Source organism: Methanocaldococcus jannaschii DSM 2661 (genome assembly GCF_000091665.1).
Classification (GTDB): domain Archaea; phylum AGJL01; class Methanococci; order Methanococcales; family Methanocaldococcaceae; genus Methanocaldococcus; species Methanocaldococcus jannaschii.
On the sequence record NC_000909.1, the window covers coordinates 670847 to 688933 of the forward strand.

An 18087-nucleotide genomic window follows, 5' to 3' on the forward strand; every position below is an offset into this window, starting at 1 on the left:
TTTATTTTTGGTTTTTATTTCTTATTCTGACATGTCTTTCCATTCCACTGGTTTTAATTGCATTGTTTCTGTGCAGATTCCAACCATATCACAAAATCTTAGGTCTTTCATAATCCCTCTAACCACTTCTAAGGCATCAGGATACTTGTGAGTTGTTGGAGGAATTTCAGTTAAACCGATTTCTTTTCTTGCTTTTTTTATTTGGTCATTGATTGGAACAGCATGTCCTGTTTTAAAAACATATAAGGCAGTTTTTTTATGCGCCTCAGCCATTTTTCCTTCTCTTGCAGCGATATTTCTTAAAACTTTTATTATATCAGTTATCTTAACTGTTCTTGGACATCTTTCATAACATTCATAGCAGGTTGTGCACATCCACAGGTCTTCACTGTCTATTATTGCGGATTTCATTCCAAATTGAGCGTATCTTATTAATTTTCTTGTTCTAAAAGCAGTTATTCTTCCGCTTGGACAGCTCCCAGTGCAGGTTCCACATTGATAGCATGCTTTAAAAGAGGAAACATGTCCTTCTCCAAGAATTTCCCCTGTCTTTATAATTTCTTTAATAAAATCGTTGCTAATATCTTTTTGAGCGTAGATCACCATTTTAATTCACCTGATCAATTAGTCAGTTGGGACTATTTTTGTCATTTTTATGTTTTTATTTGAAACTATATATCGTTTTCCATTATACTTTATTACAATATTTTAAATGTAAAGTTCGATAATCGCATTGTAGTATTTAAGTAAAATAATAAAATGGGAATTGAAAAAGAAATAATGAGAAAAAGATATTTCCTCCGAAAATAGAAAGAAAATTTTGTTTATTTTACCACTTCAACTTTAAAATAGCAAGCATCATCTCCCCTTGCCATGCATTTTATTTCATCAACAACAACTGGCTTTTTTAATATGCATTCGTAAGCTCCTGCTATTAATCCAGCATCAAAATAACAGATTGGCTCTTCAAAACTTAGATCTTCGCAAAAAGAACAGTTCTCAACTTTTAAAACCAGTGGTTTTCTGCTATCCACTTTTAGAGTTCCTAAGTTATTTTCTTTGAAAAATTTTTTTAAATCGCTGTATCTTTTTGGATTTAGGTGTTTCCCAAATTCATAACCAATATCATATAAGGTTATCTCGCTGTCTAATTCTTTGATCTTTTTCATCATTATCAGAACAATAGCTTTAAATAAATCTAATGGAATTAATTTTTTCTTTGTAGTACTGTTTTTATATTTTTTCTTTAAATAATTTACTGTTTCATTTATTAATTTACTGTCATCGGTTATTATAAATTCACTTTCACTGAATATTTTATAAAATTCCTTCATATCTTTTGTTTTAAGCTCAACTCGCATATTTTTCACCTTTTTATGGCAAATAACAGTTTAAACATTAATCAAACATCATAAATATTAAGTATGTTGAACAATAAATAAAACAAATTAAAAAATTAGTAAATATAAAGTGATAAAACATATAATAATATTATAATACCCAGAATATCAATTTGTTTGCAATATTCAATACAGAATTAAAAAATAAAAATTAAATAAAAATTTTTAATTAAATTTATTTGAAGTATCTGTCTAAGATTCCTTTTAACATCTTTGCGTGTCTTGCTTCATCCCTACTTGATTCATCAAAGAAGTCATGAGCTGGGTCTATACCCAATTCTTTTGCCTTTGTTGCAGCAGCTTTTTTCTCTTTGTTTGCCATACATTCTCCTTTTAACATCATTTCAATGTTTTCTTTTAAGTTTTCTGAAATTAAACCGTTCATTTCAGCAAAGTGTGCAGCGTGTTGAGCCTCTTCCATAGCAATTCTTATTAAAACTTCAGCAACCTCTGGTAACCCCTCCCTCTGAGCTTGTCTTGCCATAGCTAAGTATAATCCAACCTCTTTGCACTCTCCTTCAAAATTTGCTTGAACTTCTTTTTCTAACTCTGTTCCTTTTGTTACTCCTATCTTGTGTTCATTTATTAAGTCCAACTCCATGCTTTCACCTTTTTAACTTTTTAATTATTACATTATAAAATAAACAATCACGATTATATAATATTAATGGTTCGAAATTCGATACATTTGTGATGAATTAATTCAAAATTTAATCAATTTTAACTGCTTCATCCTCGATAACAATACCTTTCTCTTTAAACCACTCTCCGTATTTTTTATCTGGTTTTGCTATGTGCATTGTGAGCCATCCCACTAAGAAAGATAGAGCACTCCTAAAATCATTTTCTGATCCTTCTTCGATCTTTGGAAGTAACTTTTCTATAACTGTTTTAACAAAAATCTCATGAGTTTTTCTATGCCTTTCTAAGTCTGGATAACCATATTTCTCCATAACTTCCTCTTCATGCTTAAAATGCTTTGCAGCATAATTAACAACCCTTCTCTTTAAAAGTTCTTTTGCTTCGTCTCTTTTTCCTTCGTTTAGTAGGTTGTAAATATCGTTAAGTGTTTTAACCAAAATTTTATGCTCATCATCAAATGCTTTAATTCCCGTTTCAAAATCTTTACTCCATTTGATTATCTCTTTTTTCATAATCTCACCACACATAAAATAAATTTTAAGTAAATATTTTGAACTAAGATTTTTAATAAGGCTCACAAACCATTCAAATAAATTTATGCTATTACGGTATATATTATTAATTATACGAATTTCGACATATATTTAATTAATAACTAAAATTTTTGCCAATATCGATATTTTATTACTCATATCTTCTAATTTTTCTTATATATATATTACTTATCCTAATACTATTAATTTACATATACAAATATATTCTTAAAAAAATAAAAAAGTAAAAAAAGGATTAAATTCATTCAATCTTCATCTCTTTAATTCTCTTAGCCAATTCTTTACCCATATTGTAGCAGTTTGTTAATTCATCCTCTGTTGGGACATAGTAGAGTTCATATTGATTAATAACTTCAAATCCACATTTCGCCAAGTCTTCAGCAATCTTAGCAACTGCTCCACCTTCTCCCCCCATTGAACCAAAAGTAACCGCCAATCTCTTAAATCCTGTTCTGTTAAATTTCAATCCTCTCAAGTAGTATATGATATCTCCAATTGATGGATATGGCTCATCATAGATTGTTGGAATTCCAAAGAGAACTGCCTTAGCATCTAAGATGTCTTTAACAATCTCACTTCTCTCATCGTAGTGTAAGAAATACATTACAACATCAATTCCCTCACTCATTAAACCCTCTGCAAATGCATGAGCCATCTTTTGTGTTGAGTAGTGCATAGTATCATAAACGATAACTGCCTTATCCTTAGCTGCTTTACCAGTAGCAAAGTCTTGATATGCCTTAATAACTTTCATTGGGTCTGTCCATATCTGCCCGTGTGATGGGGCAATCATTTTTATCTTTTCTAATAATCCCAACTGAATAACTTCCTCAAATTTCTTTAATACAAGCTTTGACAGTGGAGTAATTAAATTAGCATAAAACTTCTGGTTTGCATCCATTAACACATACTCTGGAATATCTTTATCAAATCTCTTGTGTGCTGGGAAGCAGAGATGCTGTCCAAATGCATCGTTTGAGAATAAAATTCCCCCTTCGTTGTAGAAGGTAAACATACTATCTGGCCAGTGTAATAGAGGAGCTTCTAAGAATGTTAATGTCTTTCCTCCTAAATCAACTGTATCTCCTGTATGAACAACCTTAAATTGAGCGTCTTTTAATGATGGATAGTGCTTTTTAAGTCCCTCAACAGCTACCTCAGTACAGTATATTGGTGCATCTGGGAATTTTTTGTGTATTTCAGGGAGAGCTCCACTGTGGTCTTTTTCTACGTGGTTTTGAACGATTACATCAATTTTAAATTCCCTCCCCTCTTTTTCAAATGCATCTTTTATCCTCCCCCACATTTGAGCGGAGGTTCCTGGGTATGTGTTGTCTATTAAAGCAACTTTTTCATCTCCAAAGACTAAATAGGCATTGTATGTTGTTCCTTTTAATGTGTAGCCGTGATACATTCTTATGTCCCAGTCTAAAACCCCCACCCAATATACACCATCAGCTATTTTGCTGCGTCTGCTTTCATATTTTTTCACCTTTAATTATATTTGTAGTTATTAGTTATTTTATTATCAGTTATTTATTTTATTGTGTAAGTAGTATAAGAACTTAACTATTCGAATTTCAACATATCTATTTAAATACCTCTGCTAAATTTGAAAATACTATTTCACAATATAAATAAAATTTACTTAAAGATTTATATAAATTGTTTTAATTTTATTTTTCAAATATGTGTATATTGGAATTATTCTTTTTTAGTATTTTTAGTAAAAGCTGAAAAAGATAATGCTCCTTTTTTACATACACTCATGCATTCAAAACATCTTATACACTCCATCTGGTCTATTTTTTCTGTTATTTTTATCTGCATTGGACATTTTCTTTCACACAATCTACAACCTACACATTTATTTTCATCAAGTTTCAGTTTAAAGATTGAGAATCTCGCAAATATACTCAACAAAGACCCCACTGGACAAACATATCTGCAGAAGAACATTGGATAAATAAATCCTAAAACTAAAAATAAAGCCAACAGCAGATATGCCAATGTATATCCAGAGATTTTAACTCCAGATAGGTATGCTAAAACCACTAAAATTAGCACAACATACTTAAAATAAATTAATTTATTGTGAATTTTCTCATCAACTGTTGGTAGTTTTTTTAATTTAAAGAGTTTTACCCTCAACTCATAAACTAAATTAAATAAAAATCCAAATGGACACATCCATCCACAAAAAACCCTTCCAGCAATAAACGCCAATACTATAGCGATGATTTTTGTTATTATAGTAGCTAATATCCTATCTCCTATAATAAATCTCTTAATAAATCCTACAATACTCAAATAAAAACCAGTAACTATTAAAGCTCTCACAAAAAATAATGTTTGAGATATTTTCCTCAATATTTGTATTTTATTCATAAGATTCACCATAAAACCCCAATTATCAAACTTTATAATATAAACTCTGGAATCCAAAATATAAAAAGATTTTTAGCCAGATATTTTAAAAATAGGAGGATAAAAATTAGATAAATCTAATAAAAAATTTGTATAATTGTTAATAAAAAATAGAAGTTTTTATTAACTTCTCTTTTTGAATGCATAAGAAAAGGACAAGGCATCTTTTTTACAGCTACTTTTACATTCAAAGCATCTTATACATTCCTTTTGGTCAAGTTTTTCAGTTATTTTTATTTGCATTGGACATTTAAACTCACAAAGTTTGCATTTAACACAGTTGTTATTGGTTTTTAATTGAAAGAATGGTTTTATTGAAAATATTGATAAAAACGCTCCTAAAGGGCAGAAATATCTACAAAATGCCATCGGAACAAAGAAGGATAGGCTTAAAAAGAAAATCAATATTATAAGGGATATAACTGTTCCGTAAAGATTCGTTAAAAATCCAATTGGACAGACTTGACAGAATGCATAGATTGAAAGATAGTAAGTTAAAACTAAAGACAGAATTAAAACAACATATCTTAAATATATCAGCTTGTTATGAACTTCCTCATTAACTGTTGGTAATTTCTTTTTCATAAATAACTTCATCCTTAATTTATACATTAGCTCAAATAAAAATCCTAATGGGCACATCCATCCGCAAAAAACCCTTCCCAATATTAAAGTTAAAACAACAATAACAACCAACTTAGCTATCAACTGTCCAACACTTCCCTTTAAAATAAACTTCTCAATTATCCCAAAAAAACATAAACAAAAACTTGTCAAAAATACAAAATAAATAAAAAATAATGTTTGAGAGATTTTCCTCAATATTTGGATTTTATCCATTTACAACCACCGTCCTCCACTATGTAGGTGTTTATAGATTTTAAGTAATCTCTTGTATTGGTTCTCCCGTTCTGTCCTCTTTTAATAAGAGGACTTCATCAGGGAGCGTTCGGGGGAACGGAAACTCCCCACATCCTGACTTTTCTTAAATAAATTAAATGTAGCAACAACATCCCTATCAAATACTAAATTACAATTATTGCATTTTAACAACCTCTGCCCATTCGGGTCTAATTTACACCCACATATTGGGCAGAGTTTGGACGTTCTTGAGGGATTTACATATTCAACATCTAAACCATCCCACTTTGCCTTGTACTCAATAAAAAATTGGAGTTTGGAAAAATTCCATCTGTTTAATCTTCTCCTAAAATTTTTTGATTTTTTATTAACTGCCTCCCTGATATTTGTTAAATCCTCCATTAGTATCTTTACATTGTATTTTAATGCCTCTGAAATCAGAAACTTTGAAATTTTGTGTAAGTAATCCTCAACTTTTCTTTTTTCCCTTCCAGAATATTTTTCCATGAGAGTTTTTAACTTCATTGGTTTATTGGAAAGCTTCTTTTGTATTTTCTCCCTCTTTTTTGAGAAATTCTCATGAATTCTCTTTAACTTATACACATCTAAACGGGTTGTCTTAATGACGTTTCCATCTTTATCAAAAATTGAGTATGTAATATTCTTTTCATTGATGTCAATTGTCATGATATGTTCAAAATTTTTAGGATTAACAACTTTTTTGAATGGGATTATAATAGAATCTTTCTTAATAATCACTTCTCCAATTTTGAAGTTTCCATTTTTCCACTCTTCAATAAATTTTTTCTGATAATCACTAACAACTAAATTTATAGTGATAAATTTTCTTGGTGCAGTGATAATTTTTATTTTATCCCCCTCGAATTTAAACAGCATTTCCTCAAGTTTTACAAAATCTTTCTTAACTTCTGGCTTATCCTTTTTTGTTAAACCTTTCCTCTTCCTCTTTCTAAAATTTTTTAAATTGATGTTGCTACTCTACAAGCAGAGTGACAGTAATGAGTATGATATTTTGGATACCATTTTTCCTTCCATTCATTATATATTGCCTTTCTTAATTTTGCGTAAGAAGTAATTCCCAGCTCCATTGCCTTATCAATGCAAAAATTAACCATTTCTTTAAAATCATATATTAACTCAACAACATCTGAATAATACTTAAATTCGATGGCTTTAATTACTTCCATCATCCATCAACTCCTTTTTATAGTTTCTTTGAGTTTTTTCACCTTATGACTTCTCATTCCATACGAAAGACAGATGGTTTGCTCCCAATGAACCCAGAGGGAGTTAAGGTTGATGATTCCCAAGTCCAACATGGAGTTATGCCTATAACGTCATGTTGGACAGACCCCTGTATTGAGCAGACTTAACTTATACTGATATACAGCTAAAATTTGAACAACAAATCTCTTAAATTTATTGTTGAGAATAAAAAGGATACTATCTTATCCAATATTGTATTTCCCACTTTTTCATTTCCACTGTTGTTGTTATTTAAATCTCTATTATTATCAATTGTATTGGTTGTATTTAGTTTAATCTTTCCCTCTTCAATCATACATTCAACAATAGCTTTTTTAATAACACTTGGAGGGATTCCATAAACTTCCTTAATCTCTCCAAAGGTTGTATCATCTGGAACATTAATATTCAACTTTTCCTTTAAACATTTTGGACTTATACCATATTTGTCACAAACCTGTTTTATTGTATAGGATTTTAACTCTTTACCTGAGATACCAACATACTCATTAATCAATTCCTCTGTTAATTCTAAACTACTCACATTACTGGTCTTTATCTCTTCCTCGTTGTTTGTTGTTTTTATTGTTGTTGTGGGAGGGGGCTCACTATGGTCGCAAATTCCATTGTGGTTTGTATCAATGTATCTTCCACACTCCCCCGGATAGGTGCAATTTACCCTTCCATAAGGGCAGTCATTCCATGCAAAAGATAAGGATAAAATGGAAAAAAGCAGAAGAATTGCTACTATTTTATTTATAATTTTCATATTCTTCACCTATTCATTCCCCTCTCCGTAGAACTGCTTATTATTTCTTCATATTCTTCCTTACTTATGTATTGAGGAGTATAATTAGAACCATAATTATTAAGCATTCTAACAAATGCCCTCATGTGGTTTCTTGAACCTTTCATTAAATTTTCATAAACAAATTTTATATCCTCATTGTCTGTCTTGTTTATCCATTTTTCTAAATCAGCAATATCTAAATCTTCAATAGTAGCTCCAACTTTTAATGCATCAACTTCTGATTTATCACCTTTCTCAACTAACTTTTTATATAGTTCCTCAAATTTTGGGTTTGAAAATACTCCAATACTATCATTTTTAACTGGGTCTGGGATGTTGTATTTTTCTAAGAGATATTTAACTGCATCCATGTGTGTTTGCTCACTTTCAGCAATGTTCTTAAATATCTGTAATTTCCATTTATTATATAGCGTTAAATAAACATCTCTCGCTAATTTCTCCTCTTCCCTCATCTCAATGAGTCCCTCTTTTTCCTCTTCACTTATTGGTTGTTTTGGTAATGAGCTTATATATTCAAGCATTAGTGAGTCGTTTATATCTCATTTGAATCAACAAATCTTCCTTTTCCCGCTCCATTTCCAAGCCCATTTCCAACTTGGGTATTTTGCTGATTATTTTGAGTAGTTTGAACATTTTGAGCTGTTTCTGTATTCTGATTTACACATCCAGAGAATAAGACCAGTGAAGATATTACTAAAAATACTACCAATATCATCGCTATTTTTTTCATATTTATCACCTTTAATGGTTGAGACAATCACATACATAACCATTTACAATAAAAAATAAAAAAATGAGATGAAATATTTATTGAATTGTACTGTTTATTCTCTGATGATATATGTGTGGAGCATTAATTCCCCCAATACCTCCTCTACTAGTATTTAATTCATTAGTAAGATTATTTATATTTTGATGATAGATGTGTGAAGCATTTTTATTTTCTTGGATTTTACCTCTTTTCATTTTACTCCACATTGGATGTAAGTGCAATTTAACCCTAACCATCTGCTCCTCCTGAAGTTGAACCATTATTCTATATGCTTCCTGATATCTATTCTGTTCCATTAATTGTTCAACTTCTTTCAACTTCTCCTCTAAGTCAGTGACATTAACACCCATTCTCTTCAACATGAGGATTCTTCTTTCCATTATTCTTATTCTATTTTGTAGCATTAACTTAACTTTAACTTTTGGGATTTGTTTAATTTCAATTTTCAACCCATTCTTTTGCAATTTCAACATCAATTTTGAATAGTTACAGAATGGACAAATTGGATTTTCAATAATTTCAACTTTATTTATTCTTAATTGCAATTTTTGTGGTTCAACACTTAAATTTACTCCATTAGTTAATAAGACTAAACAGGTTCCGTTCTTTATTAATCCCATTGTTTCATTTAAAGCAATATCATCAAATCCATGGCAAACGCAGACAGTTGTATTATTTCCAAAAGCATATCTAAATTGATTTTGGAATCTTAAGGTTACATTAGCGTTTGTTTCATATCTATTACTTCCTCCAATTCTCTCAACAGTTATTCCAACATTCTCTAAGGCAGTTGTGTAATTTTCAACTACTGCCAAAGGTCCTCCTATAATTATTACTTTATCTGGATTTAGTGCTAATATTTCATCAATTAAGCTTTCGTTGTAGATTCCCCATTCAGTTGTTATTACAGTAGCGTTTAAAGCATCTGCAACCTCTAAGGCAGTGCATTGGTCTGCACAGTTGTCACTTACTAAAACCACATCTGTTGCAGAAATTGATGGGATTGCTACCGCTGAAACTAACGGAATCGCCATTAGCAGTAGCAACATCAGTTTTTTCCACATTTTCTCACCTCAAATATTATTTTTGTTTAAAAGGAATATAAGCTTTACTGTTATTTTTGTTATTACTTTTTAATAACCATTTAAGTGTTAGTAGGACTATAATGATTCCTCCAATTAAAAGAATTATCCAAAATATCATCCAGAAAATCCAAATAAAAGCAAATGGAAATGGTGAAAAGAAAGCATGATGATAACAACATATTGGCATATGTCACACCATAAATATTTTATTTTTTTGTTATTATTGTTGCCAGCAACAACATCCACAATGGCAATGACATCCATATCCTCCTCTCATCCCATATCCGTAATGAGAGGCAGGATGATTCGTAAAGATGAATCCAACCAATTCTCTGTCATAGTATAGAGGATACTTCTCACCAAATGGTGTATTGAATGGCTCTCCAACCTCTAATTTACTTAAATCAACATCTTTCCATAAAACTCCAACTATTTTCCCATCTATCTCCAAGTGAGAGAGGTTATAACCAAACGGTGTTGTGTGCTGAACAACCTCTGCAGTTTTTAAAATATCAACTGGATTTATATCTGTATTTTCAGTTGTCTGAGTTTGATATGCCATCCATGGTGGAAAGGCATAAGCCATGCCTATCAATGCAATTCCCAATATTACCATTAATAGTTTTTTCATTTTTTCACCTGAAGGGTAGTTATAGTATATGTATCTTTTTAACTACATATAGTAGTGTAAGAAAACAAATATATAAATTTTACTAAGTTGTGAAAATTATTGCACAACCATGAAAATAAAAAATTTATTTTTTTAGGGCTTTTTCCACTACCTCAAATGCAATATAACCAGCCTTATGTAAAATAGTGTCTCCTAACTCTTTATCCATCTCCATACTGGCTAAACATGGATAGTTGTGGTGGGCATTTGCAATCTCTTCCTTTAAATCATCTATAGCCTTTCCTTTCAATCTTTTGGCTATATAATAGGTTTCCCCACAGGGAGCAGAGATTTTAACCTTAACATCTTTAATAAGGCCATTTTCAACTTCTATCTCCAATTCTGGCTTTCCTATCTTAAAGTAGTCAATAAATTTATTTATATATTCATTACCCTCTTTCTTCTCCAATGAACAGAAGGGTTTTGGGTTTTCGAACTCAATATTATAGTTGCTGCAAACTCTCTTTAAATCTCTCCTCAATGCCAAAGACAAATCATGTGGTGTTTCAGAAGGAACAATTAAAGCTTTATATCCCTTTTCTTTTAACAGTAGAGGAAGTTCATACAACAAATCTTCATGTAGTTGAGCTATACAAATATCCCCCTCTGGGAGTTCTGGAAGGTAATCGTAAGGGTTATCAACAAACTCCTCATAAACTTCCTCAATAACGATATTTTTCACATTATTCTTAAAAGTCCAGTTTCCTCTGCAATTGTAACAATCATCACAAATTCTACAAAAATCTGGTTCATTCAAAAGGTTTTTATAGAATTTCTCCATTCTTTGATTATTTTTGTGGTAAATAAAAACTGCCCTCATAAACTCTCCCCTACAATTTTTATAAAAAGAATTGATGTTTAATACCAAAAATTTTTAAACTTTCTTAAATATTAACTTCACTTTTTCTTCAGTTTCTGGAACTACATCTGATAGCATCAATCTGCAGTTATTACTCACACTATAAATTTCTGAAAGCAAATACATAAATGGACATACATATGGCTTTAAGTTTTCTTCCATTAATTTTTTGAGGAAGAGGTCTAATGTGGGATTTATAACTTCAAATATTACTTTTTTATCTTCTTCAACAATATTCAAATCCTCAGATAGCCCAAAAGTATTCACAAATAAATTTTTAATCTCCTCATTACTCATGTTTTCCTTTATAAAACCCAAATCTTTAAGTAGTTTTATCATCTCATAAGATGCTCTCCTTCCTAAAACCTTTCCTCCATCCCCCATAACATCATATATTGCCTTATTTATGCTGTAATAAAGAGCAGAGACAAATAAACTATCAATTCCTTTTTTGTTCATGATATCAATCCCAAAAATACCTCTACTACATACCAATTATATTTTAAAACAAAATAACATTCCCTAAAGCCAATATAAACATCATTCCCATTAAAGCTAAATGAGCTGAATATATTCCAGTATTTTGAAACTGGGTCTTTAATATATTGCATATAGTTGGGCAAACTGTTAAAGGAGTTATTACTTGAAATGCTATTGCTAAATAACCTATTATATTATTGCTTATAAATAATGACGCCAATGTTAATATAAAAGCTATCATTAAAGATGCAAAGTGTGGCATTAACCTCATTCCTGTCAATCTAAATGTGGCAAATCCTGAAAGCATTGCTCCAAATATTACAGATAGAGAAACTAAACTTATTATCTCGTTCATTATCTCACCCTTTTTTATAACCAAACTGGTCTAACATTTGGTTTTGATAGATAGTTTAGAAATGTTGGTGCTCCAGCAATCTCAAAACCTTCCTCTAAGTTTTTCTCATTAATTCCTCTAAACTCTGCACTCAACTCACAAACATAAATCTTAACCCCTTTACTCAAAATATCCCTAACTAAATCTCCTAATTTTGGAAATGCTGGATGCTTAACTCTATCACATTCTCCTTTTAAAGCCAAACTTGCCCCATCCATCATTAAGAATATTGTTGGCTTTAAGTTCATTTTTAAGGCAACATCTGCCATCATGAATGTTGCATAAGCCTTTTCAGCATTTCCTGTTCCTGTTGTGTTTATAATGAAGAGTTCATCAATCTTTGTTACCGCTGCTTTTTCTTCTTTCTTCTCTCCCTTTTTAACCAATATTCTGTAAGTTCCGTCTCCTTTATCTTCAACTTTTATTATCTCATTGCCCATTCCCTTCAATCCTTCAGTTAAATCAGTTAAGGAATTTTTTCCACAGATGATTTCTAAAATCTCCCCATTCTTCATTTTTGATAACATGTCAGAGACCATCATTATAGGTCCTGGACATGTAGCTCCAACAACATTGATGGTTTTATCTGCCTTAATCTCTCCAACGTAGATTTTAACAACATTTCCATCAACTTCATACTTTAGGTTGTATTTTTTTAATAACTTCTCAATGTCTTTTATCTGCTCCTCCCCGTCAGTTTCAACAACTAAAATCCCCTCCTCTGTGTCATTTAAAATCATATCTATTAATAATGAAGGACTTCTCAATCCTTTAACCTTAAACTTTCTTATCATTCTTATCACCTATGTCAATATTATGCACAAGGATTGTATAAAAAAATTATAAATTAATAATTCACGGTTGTGTTATATCTATGAACAAGTATTAACACTCATAATATATAAACCTTTCGATTAAAAGTTTTTAAAATTATTGAGGTTTTACTAAAAACAATAAAAACAAAAGTTATCATACTTTCAAAATTTAAATATATAATTATTTATAATCTATAAAACCCCTTCGCATTCTTATAAACTGAGGCAATTATCTTTTCCTCATCAACACCAATATTTTTCATATACAACTTAGTTCTTGGTAGTGCATAAATATCCGCCTTCAAACTACCCAAATCACTACTTAAAATGAATTTTTTGTTGTAATTTTTAATTATCTCTGCGGCTTCTTCGTGGGTTAGCTTCATTGACGGTTGGACAGTTAAACCAACATAAACATCCCTATCGATTAAATCAACTGTCTCCTTATTTATATGGTCAATCATAACTAAGCTATCTTTTATTTTAACTTCATCTAAAATCTTTAAAATTTCAATTAATGCCTCTTTTTTGTTCTTTTCTGGTGTATGGATAATTATTGGCATATTATAATCTTTAGCTAAATATAACTGCTCTCTCAAAAGGTTCTTCTCATCCTCTGTTAGATAATGCAAACCAGTTTCTCCAATAGCAACAACGTTCTCATTATCTAAAAACTCTGGAAGTTTTTTTATTAAAACCTCCCAATTCTTTGGATACCCCATAGGATGAACTCCAACTGCTACTTTAACTTCAACACCAGCCATCTCTCCCCTCTTAACCTCTAAATTAATCAACCTATCCCAGTGGTCTAAATAAACCTCTGGAGTACTCATTTTATATGGGTCGTGAGCACAGGTTATAATTGTCTCAATTCCACTCAATGCCATTTTTTCCAAATCTTCAAAGCTCCTAACATCTAAGTGAGTGTGGGCATCTATCATCCTATCACCTTAATTTATTTTGTCTTTGAATAACTCTCCACTATAAACTTTGTTTATCGTTTTTATTAAAGTTACTATCCAAAAGAAGAACAACAACCAATATAACCCAAAGCCTATGTAATCAACTATCTCAAACCCAAAGATTTTATAAACCAAGTGTGTTGAAGCAATATAAACCCCTAATGGGAAGATGAATGCCCACCATGACATTGCGTAGGGTAGTTTTAGCTTTTTAACGTAATAGAGAGTCATGATTATAGCCATCAAACTCCACCATAATCCAAAGCCCCAGAATATGAAGGAGAAGATATAGAATGGTTCTTTTATAGTTATGAATGGGGAATTATTCACCATGTTTATTAAGGCAACAATTCCAGCCCCTATTGGCCCCAAGTTAATCCATACGGTTGGAGCCATTGCTGAAGGTAGAGGATGATGCAGTATAAACCTATAAATCACAACTGCTAATAAAGCTAAATATAAGAAGAACCCGGCACCCCAACCAAAGTAATTAATAAGAACCGTTAATTCATGCCAAACTCCAGTTAAATGAGGCATTATCAAACTCCCGGCAATTGGAATAACTATCAAACCAACCGGTGGAATATACCAACCCGGATTAACATGGTCTAACTTTATACTCTCAGACTTAAACATATAAAACGGAACTATCAAACTGAATAAAAACATGCCAATAGCACCAAAAACCCAGAAGATTTTCCCTAAAAAGAGGTTATTTTTTATTAATATGAAATCAATACCCAAAACAAGCATAGCCACAGCCACAGTAGGACTAAATGAACTTAAAACTGGATGCTTCAACTCTGCAATCATATTTTTTGGATACTTTACCCATCTCAAAATCCACAACATTAAAAATACAAAAAACAGCAGTATATTAAAATAAAACAATAAAAATGATATATCTTTTAATATTGGTAAGTATTCAGAATAAAACAGACTCGTTACTGCCAAAACACCAGTTCCCATTACAGCGGCAAACCATGACGACTCAAAATTTTTTATATAGCTTTGCATATTTTCACCAATTAAAAATAATTTTAAAAATAGGGCTTTTTAGTTAGGAAATACAGAAACCTTTCATCATCAGATAACGCATGGATAACTGCCTGCCTAACTCCAAAATTAACTCCTAACTTTTTAGCTAAAAATTTCTCCAACTCAATGGTTTCTTTTAGAATCTCTATAACATCTGCGTTTGTATCAACCTCTGCCTTTATGTTTGGCTTTTCATTGAAATAGATGAGATACTTCTCATACAAAATCTCCAAGTTCTTCATCTCAACATCAAATAAATCCTTAAAAATTCTACCCTCATATTCTTCAACGGATTTAAATTTTGCAATCATTGATATTTTTATCTTATTTTCTAATATTTTAGCCAAATATTCTTTTATTTCATCCATAATTTCACCCTATTCACATTTAATTGGGTCTTCTGGTGCATTCAATTTCTTTGGATGTGGTGCTTTTACAACAAAAAATTCCAAAATATCAGAATTTATGTTTTGGATAAGCATTTTTACATTAAACGGAACATACACAATATTTCCTTCTTTGTAATTATGTGGTTCTTGATCTTCTAATGTTAGTGTCATCTCTCCTTTAATTATTATTAAATGAACGTAAGAGTTTGAATAATGCTTTGGCATCTGCTCTCCTCTTGGTAAGACAATATGGTTGATCTGGACATGTTCAGTATTGACAAGTTTTTCAACAACCTTTGTTTTAGCGTCTCTTTTAAACTCATAGACCTTTTCTATCATTTAATCACCCATATAAAACACATATTTAAAGAATATTTTTTATAAATGCAACTGAATTTTAACCTAATTTGCTAATTCAATTAATCAATTTTGCTGATTTACAATCTTATAATTAATTATAATATATAAAATAAAAAAAATGAAAAAATAAAAGATAAAATTAAAAATTAAAGGTTATTTTGGATTTTATATTATATTTACCCAACTAATCTTTTAATATCTTCATCAACTGTTGAGATCGTTGAGATTCCAAACTTCTCAACTAAAACTTTTGTCACATTTGGTGATAAGAACGCTGGTAGTGTAGGGCCTAATACTATATTCTTAACTCCCAAGTAAAGCAAAGCTAATAATACAGTAACTGCCTTTTGCTCATACCATGAGATGTTATAAGCGATTGGAAGTTCATTTACATCGTTTAAGCCAAATGCATCTTTTAAAGCCAGTGCAATTTTAACTAACGAATAGCTATCATTACACTGTCCAGCATCTAAAACTCTTGGAATTCCATCAATGTCTCCCAAATCTAATTTAATAAATCTATATTTTGCACATCCACATGTTAATATAACAGTATCTTTAGGCAGTTTTTTAGCAAATTCAGTATAATACTCTCTTGTTTTATGCCTTCCATCACATCCGGCCATTACAACGAATTTCCTTATTTTTCCACTTTTAACTGCTTCAATTACTTTATCTGCCAGTGCTAAAACTTGGTTATGAGCGAATCCTCCAACAATCTTACCATTTTCGAGTGGTGTTGGTGGTTTGCATTTTTTAGCGTGCTCTATAACCTCTGAAAAGTCCTTAGTTCCATCCTCTTTTACTGGGATTCTCTTTAAGCCAGGATAGCCAACTTCGTTGGTTACATAAACCCTATCTTTATATGAGTCCTTTGGTGGAACTAAACAGTTTGTCGTCATCACTATTGGACCGTTGAATTTCTCAAATTCCTCTCTTTGGAACGGCCATGAACCTCCATAATTTCCAACGAAGTGCTCATATTTCTTAAAGAATGGGTAGTAGTGGGCTGGCAACATCTCACAGTGGGTGTAGATATCAACTCCTGCATCCTTACTTTGCTCTAATAATTGCTCTAAATCTTTTAAGTCGTGACCACTAATCAATATTCCTGGTCTGTCTCTAACTCCCAAATTAACCTCTGTTATTTCTGGATGCCCATAGGTTTCAGTGTTCGCTTTATCTAATAATGCTAACGTTTCTACTGCATACTTTCCTGTCTCCATTGCTAAATTAAATAACTCATCAGCATCTTTGCTATCAACGATTTTAGTGAATGCTTTAATTATAAACTTATGAATGTCCTCATTGTTGTAGCCGAGATGCATGGCATGGCTTAGATAAGCTCCTATTCCTTTAATTCCATAAGTTATAAGCTCTTTTAATGATCTTATGTCTTCATTATCCTCTGCTAAGACGCTAACTTCTTTTGTATTGGCTAAATTTATTAGATCTTCATCAGTTTCGTAAGCCCAAGTAGCACAGTATGGAAGTTCTTCTTTATTTAAATTATTTTTTTCTATAATTTTTTCTCTTAAAGCGACTCCTTTCTTTATCCAATTTATTACATCTTTATCATCAAAATTGACGTTAGTTATTGTTACAAATAATGCTTTTGGAATGTAATCCATAACTTCATCATCCAAGTAATTGCCTTTATCACAGACATAGCATAAACCTTTTATAGTATAAATCAATAAATCTTGGAGGTTTGCCACAACATCATCTTTTCCACAGACTCCTTTTATTGTACATCCTTCATTTTTTGCTGCCTCTTGACATTGGAAGCAGAACATTTTTGTAGGTCTTGGTTCAAATTTCATTATTTCACCCTAAGACTTTTAATATCTGCAAACATTTACAATGTATTTGACAGATGCTTTACATTAAAATCTTTTCTTTTTCATTGTATAAATATATTTTTGACCTTCTTCTTTTGGAGATAGGGGTAATTAATATCACTCACTTTGAAGATAGTTGATATAATTATTATGATAAATCCTGATTTTGTATTACCTACAATATTATTATCTTTTATAGGTTTATATTCAGATGTATAAGTATATAGTGCAAAAATAAAAATAAAAATTAATTTAGAAGTGAGAACTCATAACAACCTTTGCTCCCATCTTTTCAATCTCTTCCTTCATCTTTTCAGCATATCTACATTTTGGTTTAAATGCAGTCATGCATGTTGCAAAATGAACAACCTCTGCCCCATTCTTCCCTATTAACTGCTTTATCTGATTCAATCCTAACCTTCCTGGGCAACCCCCACATGTTATTACTGACAATAACTCAA

General features: G+C 31.1%; 23 protein-coding genes and 1 pseudogene. All 24 read right to left on the reverse strand.

The features are described 5' to 3' along the window. Positions 1–21 precede the first annotated feature (21 nt). Positions 22–606 (reverse strand): CoB--CoM heterodisulfide reductase subunit C, encoded by a 585-nt coding sequence (gene hdrC / locus MJ_RS03965; protein WP_010870249.1) that lies wholly within the window; start codon positions 604–606, stop codon positions 22–24. A 218-nt stretch (positions 607–824) separates the two neighbouring features. After that, the gene (locus MJ_RS03970; RefSeq protein WP_083774543.1) at positions 825–1361 is read right to left on the reverse strand and encodes a V4R domain-containing protein; all 537 of its coding nucleotides are present in this window, start codon (positions 1359–1361) and stop codon (positions 825–827) included. A 214-nt stretch (positions 1362–1575) separates the two neighbouring features. Continuing rightward, a complete protein-coding gene (locus MJ_RS03975) occupies positions 1576–2001 on the reverse strand; it encodes a ferritin-like domain-containing protein (RefSeq protein ID WP_010870251.1) in 426 nt (141 codons plus the stop codon). Positions 2002–2110: 109 nt separating this feature from the next. Then, positions 2111–2554: a hemerythrin family protein gene (locus MJ_RS03980; RefSeq protein WP_064496610.1), complete on the reverse strand. Its 444-nt coding sequence runs from the start codon at positions 2552–2554 to the stop codon at positions 2111–2113. Between the two features lie 283 nt (positions 2555–2837). After that, positions 2838–4078, reverse strand: a pseudogene (locus tag MJ_RS03985) (FprA family A-type flavoprotein). A gap of 222 nt (positions 4079–4300) precedes the next feature. Further along, positions 4301–4984, reverse strand: a complete 684-nt coding sequence (locus tag MJ_RS03990) for a 4Fe-4S binding protein (RefSeq protein ID WP_064496612.1) — start codon at positions 4982–4984, stop codon at positions 4301–4303. A gap of 162 nt (positions 4985–5146) precedes the next feature. Next, positions 5147–5863 carry a 4Fe-4S binding protein gene (locus MJ_RS03995; protein WP_010870255.1) on the reverse strand — a complete coding sequence of 239 codons (717 nt, stop codon included), beginning with the start codon at positions 5861–5863 and terminating at the stop codon, positions 5147–5149. Positions 5864–5944: 81 nt separating this feature from the next. Continuing rightward, a complete protein-coding gene (locus MJ_RS04000) occupies positions 5945–6874 on the reverse strand; it encodes an RNA-guided endonuclease InsQ/TnpB family protein (protein ID WP_244409536.1) in 930 nt (309 codons plus the stop codon). Beyond that, the gene (locus MJ_RS04005; protein WP_162484750.1) at positions 6865–7092 is read right to left on the reverse strand and encodes a hypothetical protein; all 228 of its coding nucleotides are present in this window, start codon (positions 7090–7092) and stop codon (positions 6865–6867) included. The genes MJ_RS04000 and MJ_RS04005 overlap by 10 nt, the downstream gene beginning before the upstream one ends. A 203-nt stretch (positions 7093–7295) precedes the next feature. Continuing rightward, positions 7296–7919 carry a hypothetical protein gene (locus MJ_RS04010; protein ID WP_064496614.1) on the reverse strand — a complete coding sequence of 208 codons (624 nt, stop codon included), beginning with the start codon at positions 7917–7919 and terminating at the stop codon, positions 7296–7298. A 5-nt stretch (positions 7920–7924) separates the two neighbouring features. Next, entirely contained in the window at positions 7925–8482 is a 558-nt protein-coding gene (locus MJ_RS04015; RefSeq protein ID WP_010870259.1) for a DUF2202 domain-containing protein, read from the reverse strand. Between the two features lie 11 nt (positions 8483–8493). After that, positions 8494–8691 carry a hypothetical protein gene (locus MJ_RS04020; RefSeq protein ID WP_064496615.1) on the reverse strand — a complete coding sequence of 66 codons (198 nt, stop codon included), beginning with the start codon at positions 8689–8691 and terminating at the stop codon, positions 8494–8496. Positions 8692–8768: 77 nt separating this feature from the next. Continuing rightward, positions 8769–9797, reverse strand: coding sequence for a cell wall-binding repeat-containing protein (locus MJ_RS04025; RefSeq protein ID WP_010870260.1), 1029 nt, complete (start codon positions 9795–9797; stop codon positions 8769–8771). Positions 9798–10038: 241 nt separating this feature from the next. Next, positions 10039–10449 carry a hypothetical protein gene (locus tag MJ_RS04035; RefSeq protein ID WP_010870261.1) on the reverse strand — a complete coding sequence of 137 codons (411 nt, stop codon included), beginning with the start codon at positions 10447–10449 and terminating at the stop codon, positions 10039–10041. A gap of 124 nt (positions 10450–10573) precedes the next feature. Continuing rightward, positions 10574–11308, reverse strand: coding sequence for a DUF166 domain-containing protein (locus tag MJ_RS04040; protein ID WP_064496617.1), 735 nt, complete (start codon positions 11306–11308; stop codon positions 10574–10576). 54 nt (positions 11309–11362) lie between these two features. Continuing rightward, entirely contained in the window at positions 11363–11806 is a 444-nt protein-coding gene (locus tag MJ_RS04045; protein ID WP_064496618.1) for a hypothetical protein, read from the reverse strand. 43 nt (positions 11807–11849) lie between these two features. After that, complete coding sequence (locus MJ_RS04050; RefSeq protein ID WP_064496619.1) at positions 11850–12182, reverse strand: DUF5400 domain-containing protein; 333 nt, start codon at positions 12180–12182, stop codon at positions 11850–11852. A gap of 14 nt (positions 12183–12196) precedes the next feature. After that, entirely contained in the window at positions 12197–13015 is an 819-nt protein-coding gene (locus MJ_RS04055; protein WP_064496620.1) for a DsrE family protein, read from the reverse strand. A gap of 206 nt (positions 13016–13221) precedes the next feature. Further along, positions 13222–13977 carry a TatD family hydrolase gene (locus MJ_RS04060; RefSeq protein ID WP_010870266.1) on the reverse strand — a complete coding sequence of 252 codons (756 nt, stop codon included), beginning with the start codon at positions 13975–13977 and terminating at the stop codon, positions 13222–13224. Between the two features lie 9 nt (positions 13978–13986). Continuing rightward, positions 13987–15015 (reverse strand): TDT family transporter, encoded by a 1029-nt coding sequence (gene tdt, locus MJ_RS04065; protein WP_010870267.1) that lies wholly within the window; start codon positions 15013–15015, stop codon positions 13987–13989. 23 nt (positions 15016–15038) lie between these two features. Beyond that, on the reverse strand, positions 15039–15404 hold the full coding sequence (locus MJ_RS04070) for a hypothetical protein (RefSeq protein ID WP_010870268.1): 366 nt from the start codon (positions 15402–15404) through the stop codon (positions 15039–15041). A gap of 9 nt (positions 15405–15413) precedes the next feature. Then, positions 15414–15764 (reverse strand): cupin domain-containing protein, encoded by a 351-nt coding sequence (locus MJ_RS04075; RefSeq protein WP_010870269.1) that lies wholly within the window; start codon positions 15762–15764, stop codon positions 15414–15416. A 197-nt stretch (positions 15765–15961) separates the two neighbouring features. Beyond that, positions 15962–17608, reverse strand: coding sequence for a hydroxylamine reductase (gene hcp, locus MJ_RS04080; RefSeq protein ID WP_010870270.1), 1647 nt, complete (start codon positions 17606–17608; stop codon positions 15962–15964). Positions 17609–17878: 270 nt separating this feature from the next. Then, the gene (locus tag MJ_RS09705) at positions 17879–18079 is read right to left on the reverse strand and encodes a CGGC domain-containing protein (RefSeq protein ID WP_010870271.1); all 201 of its coding nucleotides are present in this window, start codon (positions 18077–18079) and stop codon (positions 17879–17881) included. Between the last annotated feature and the right edge of the window lie 8 nt (positions 18080–18087).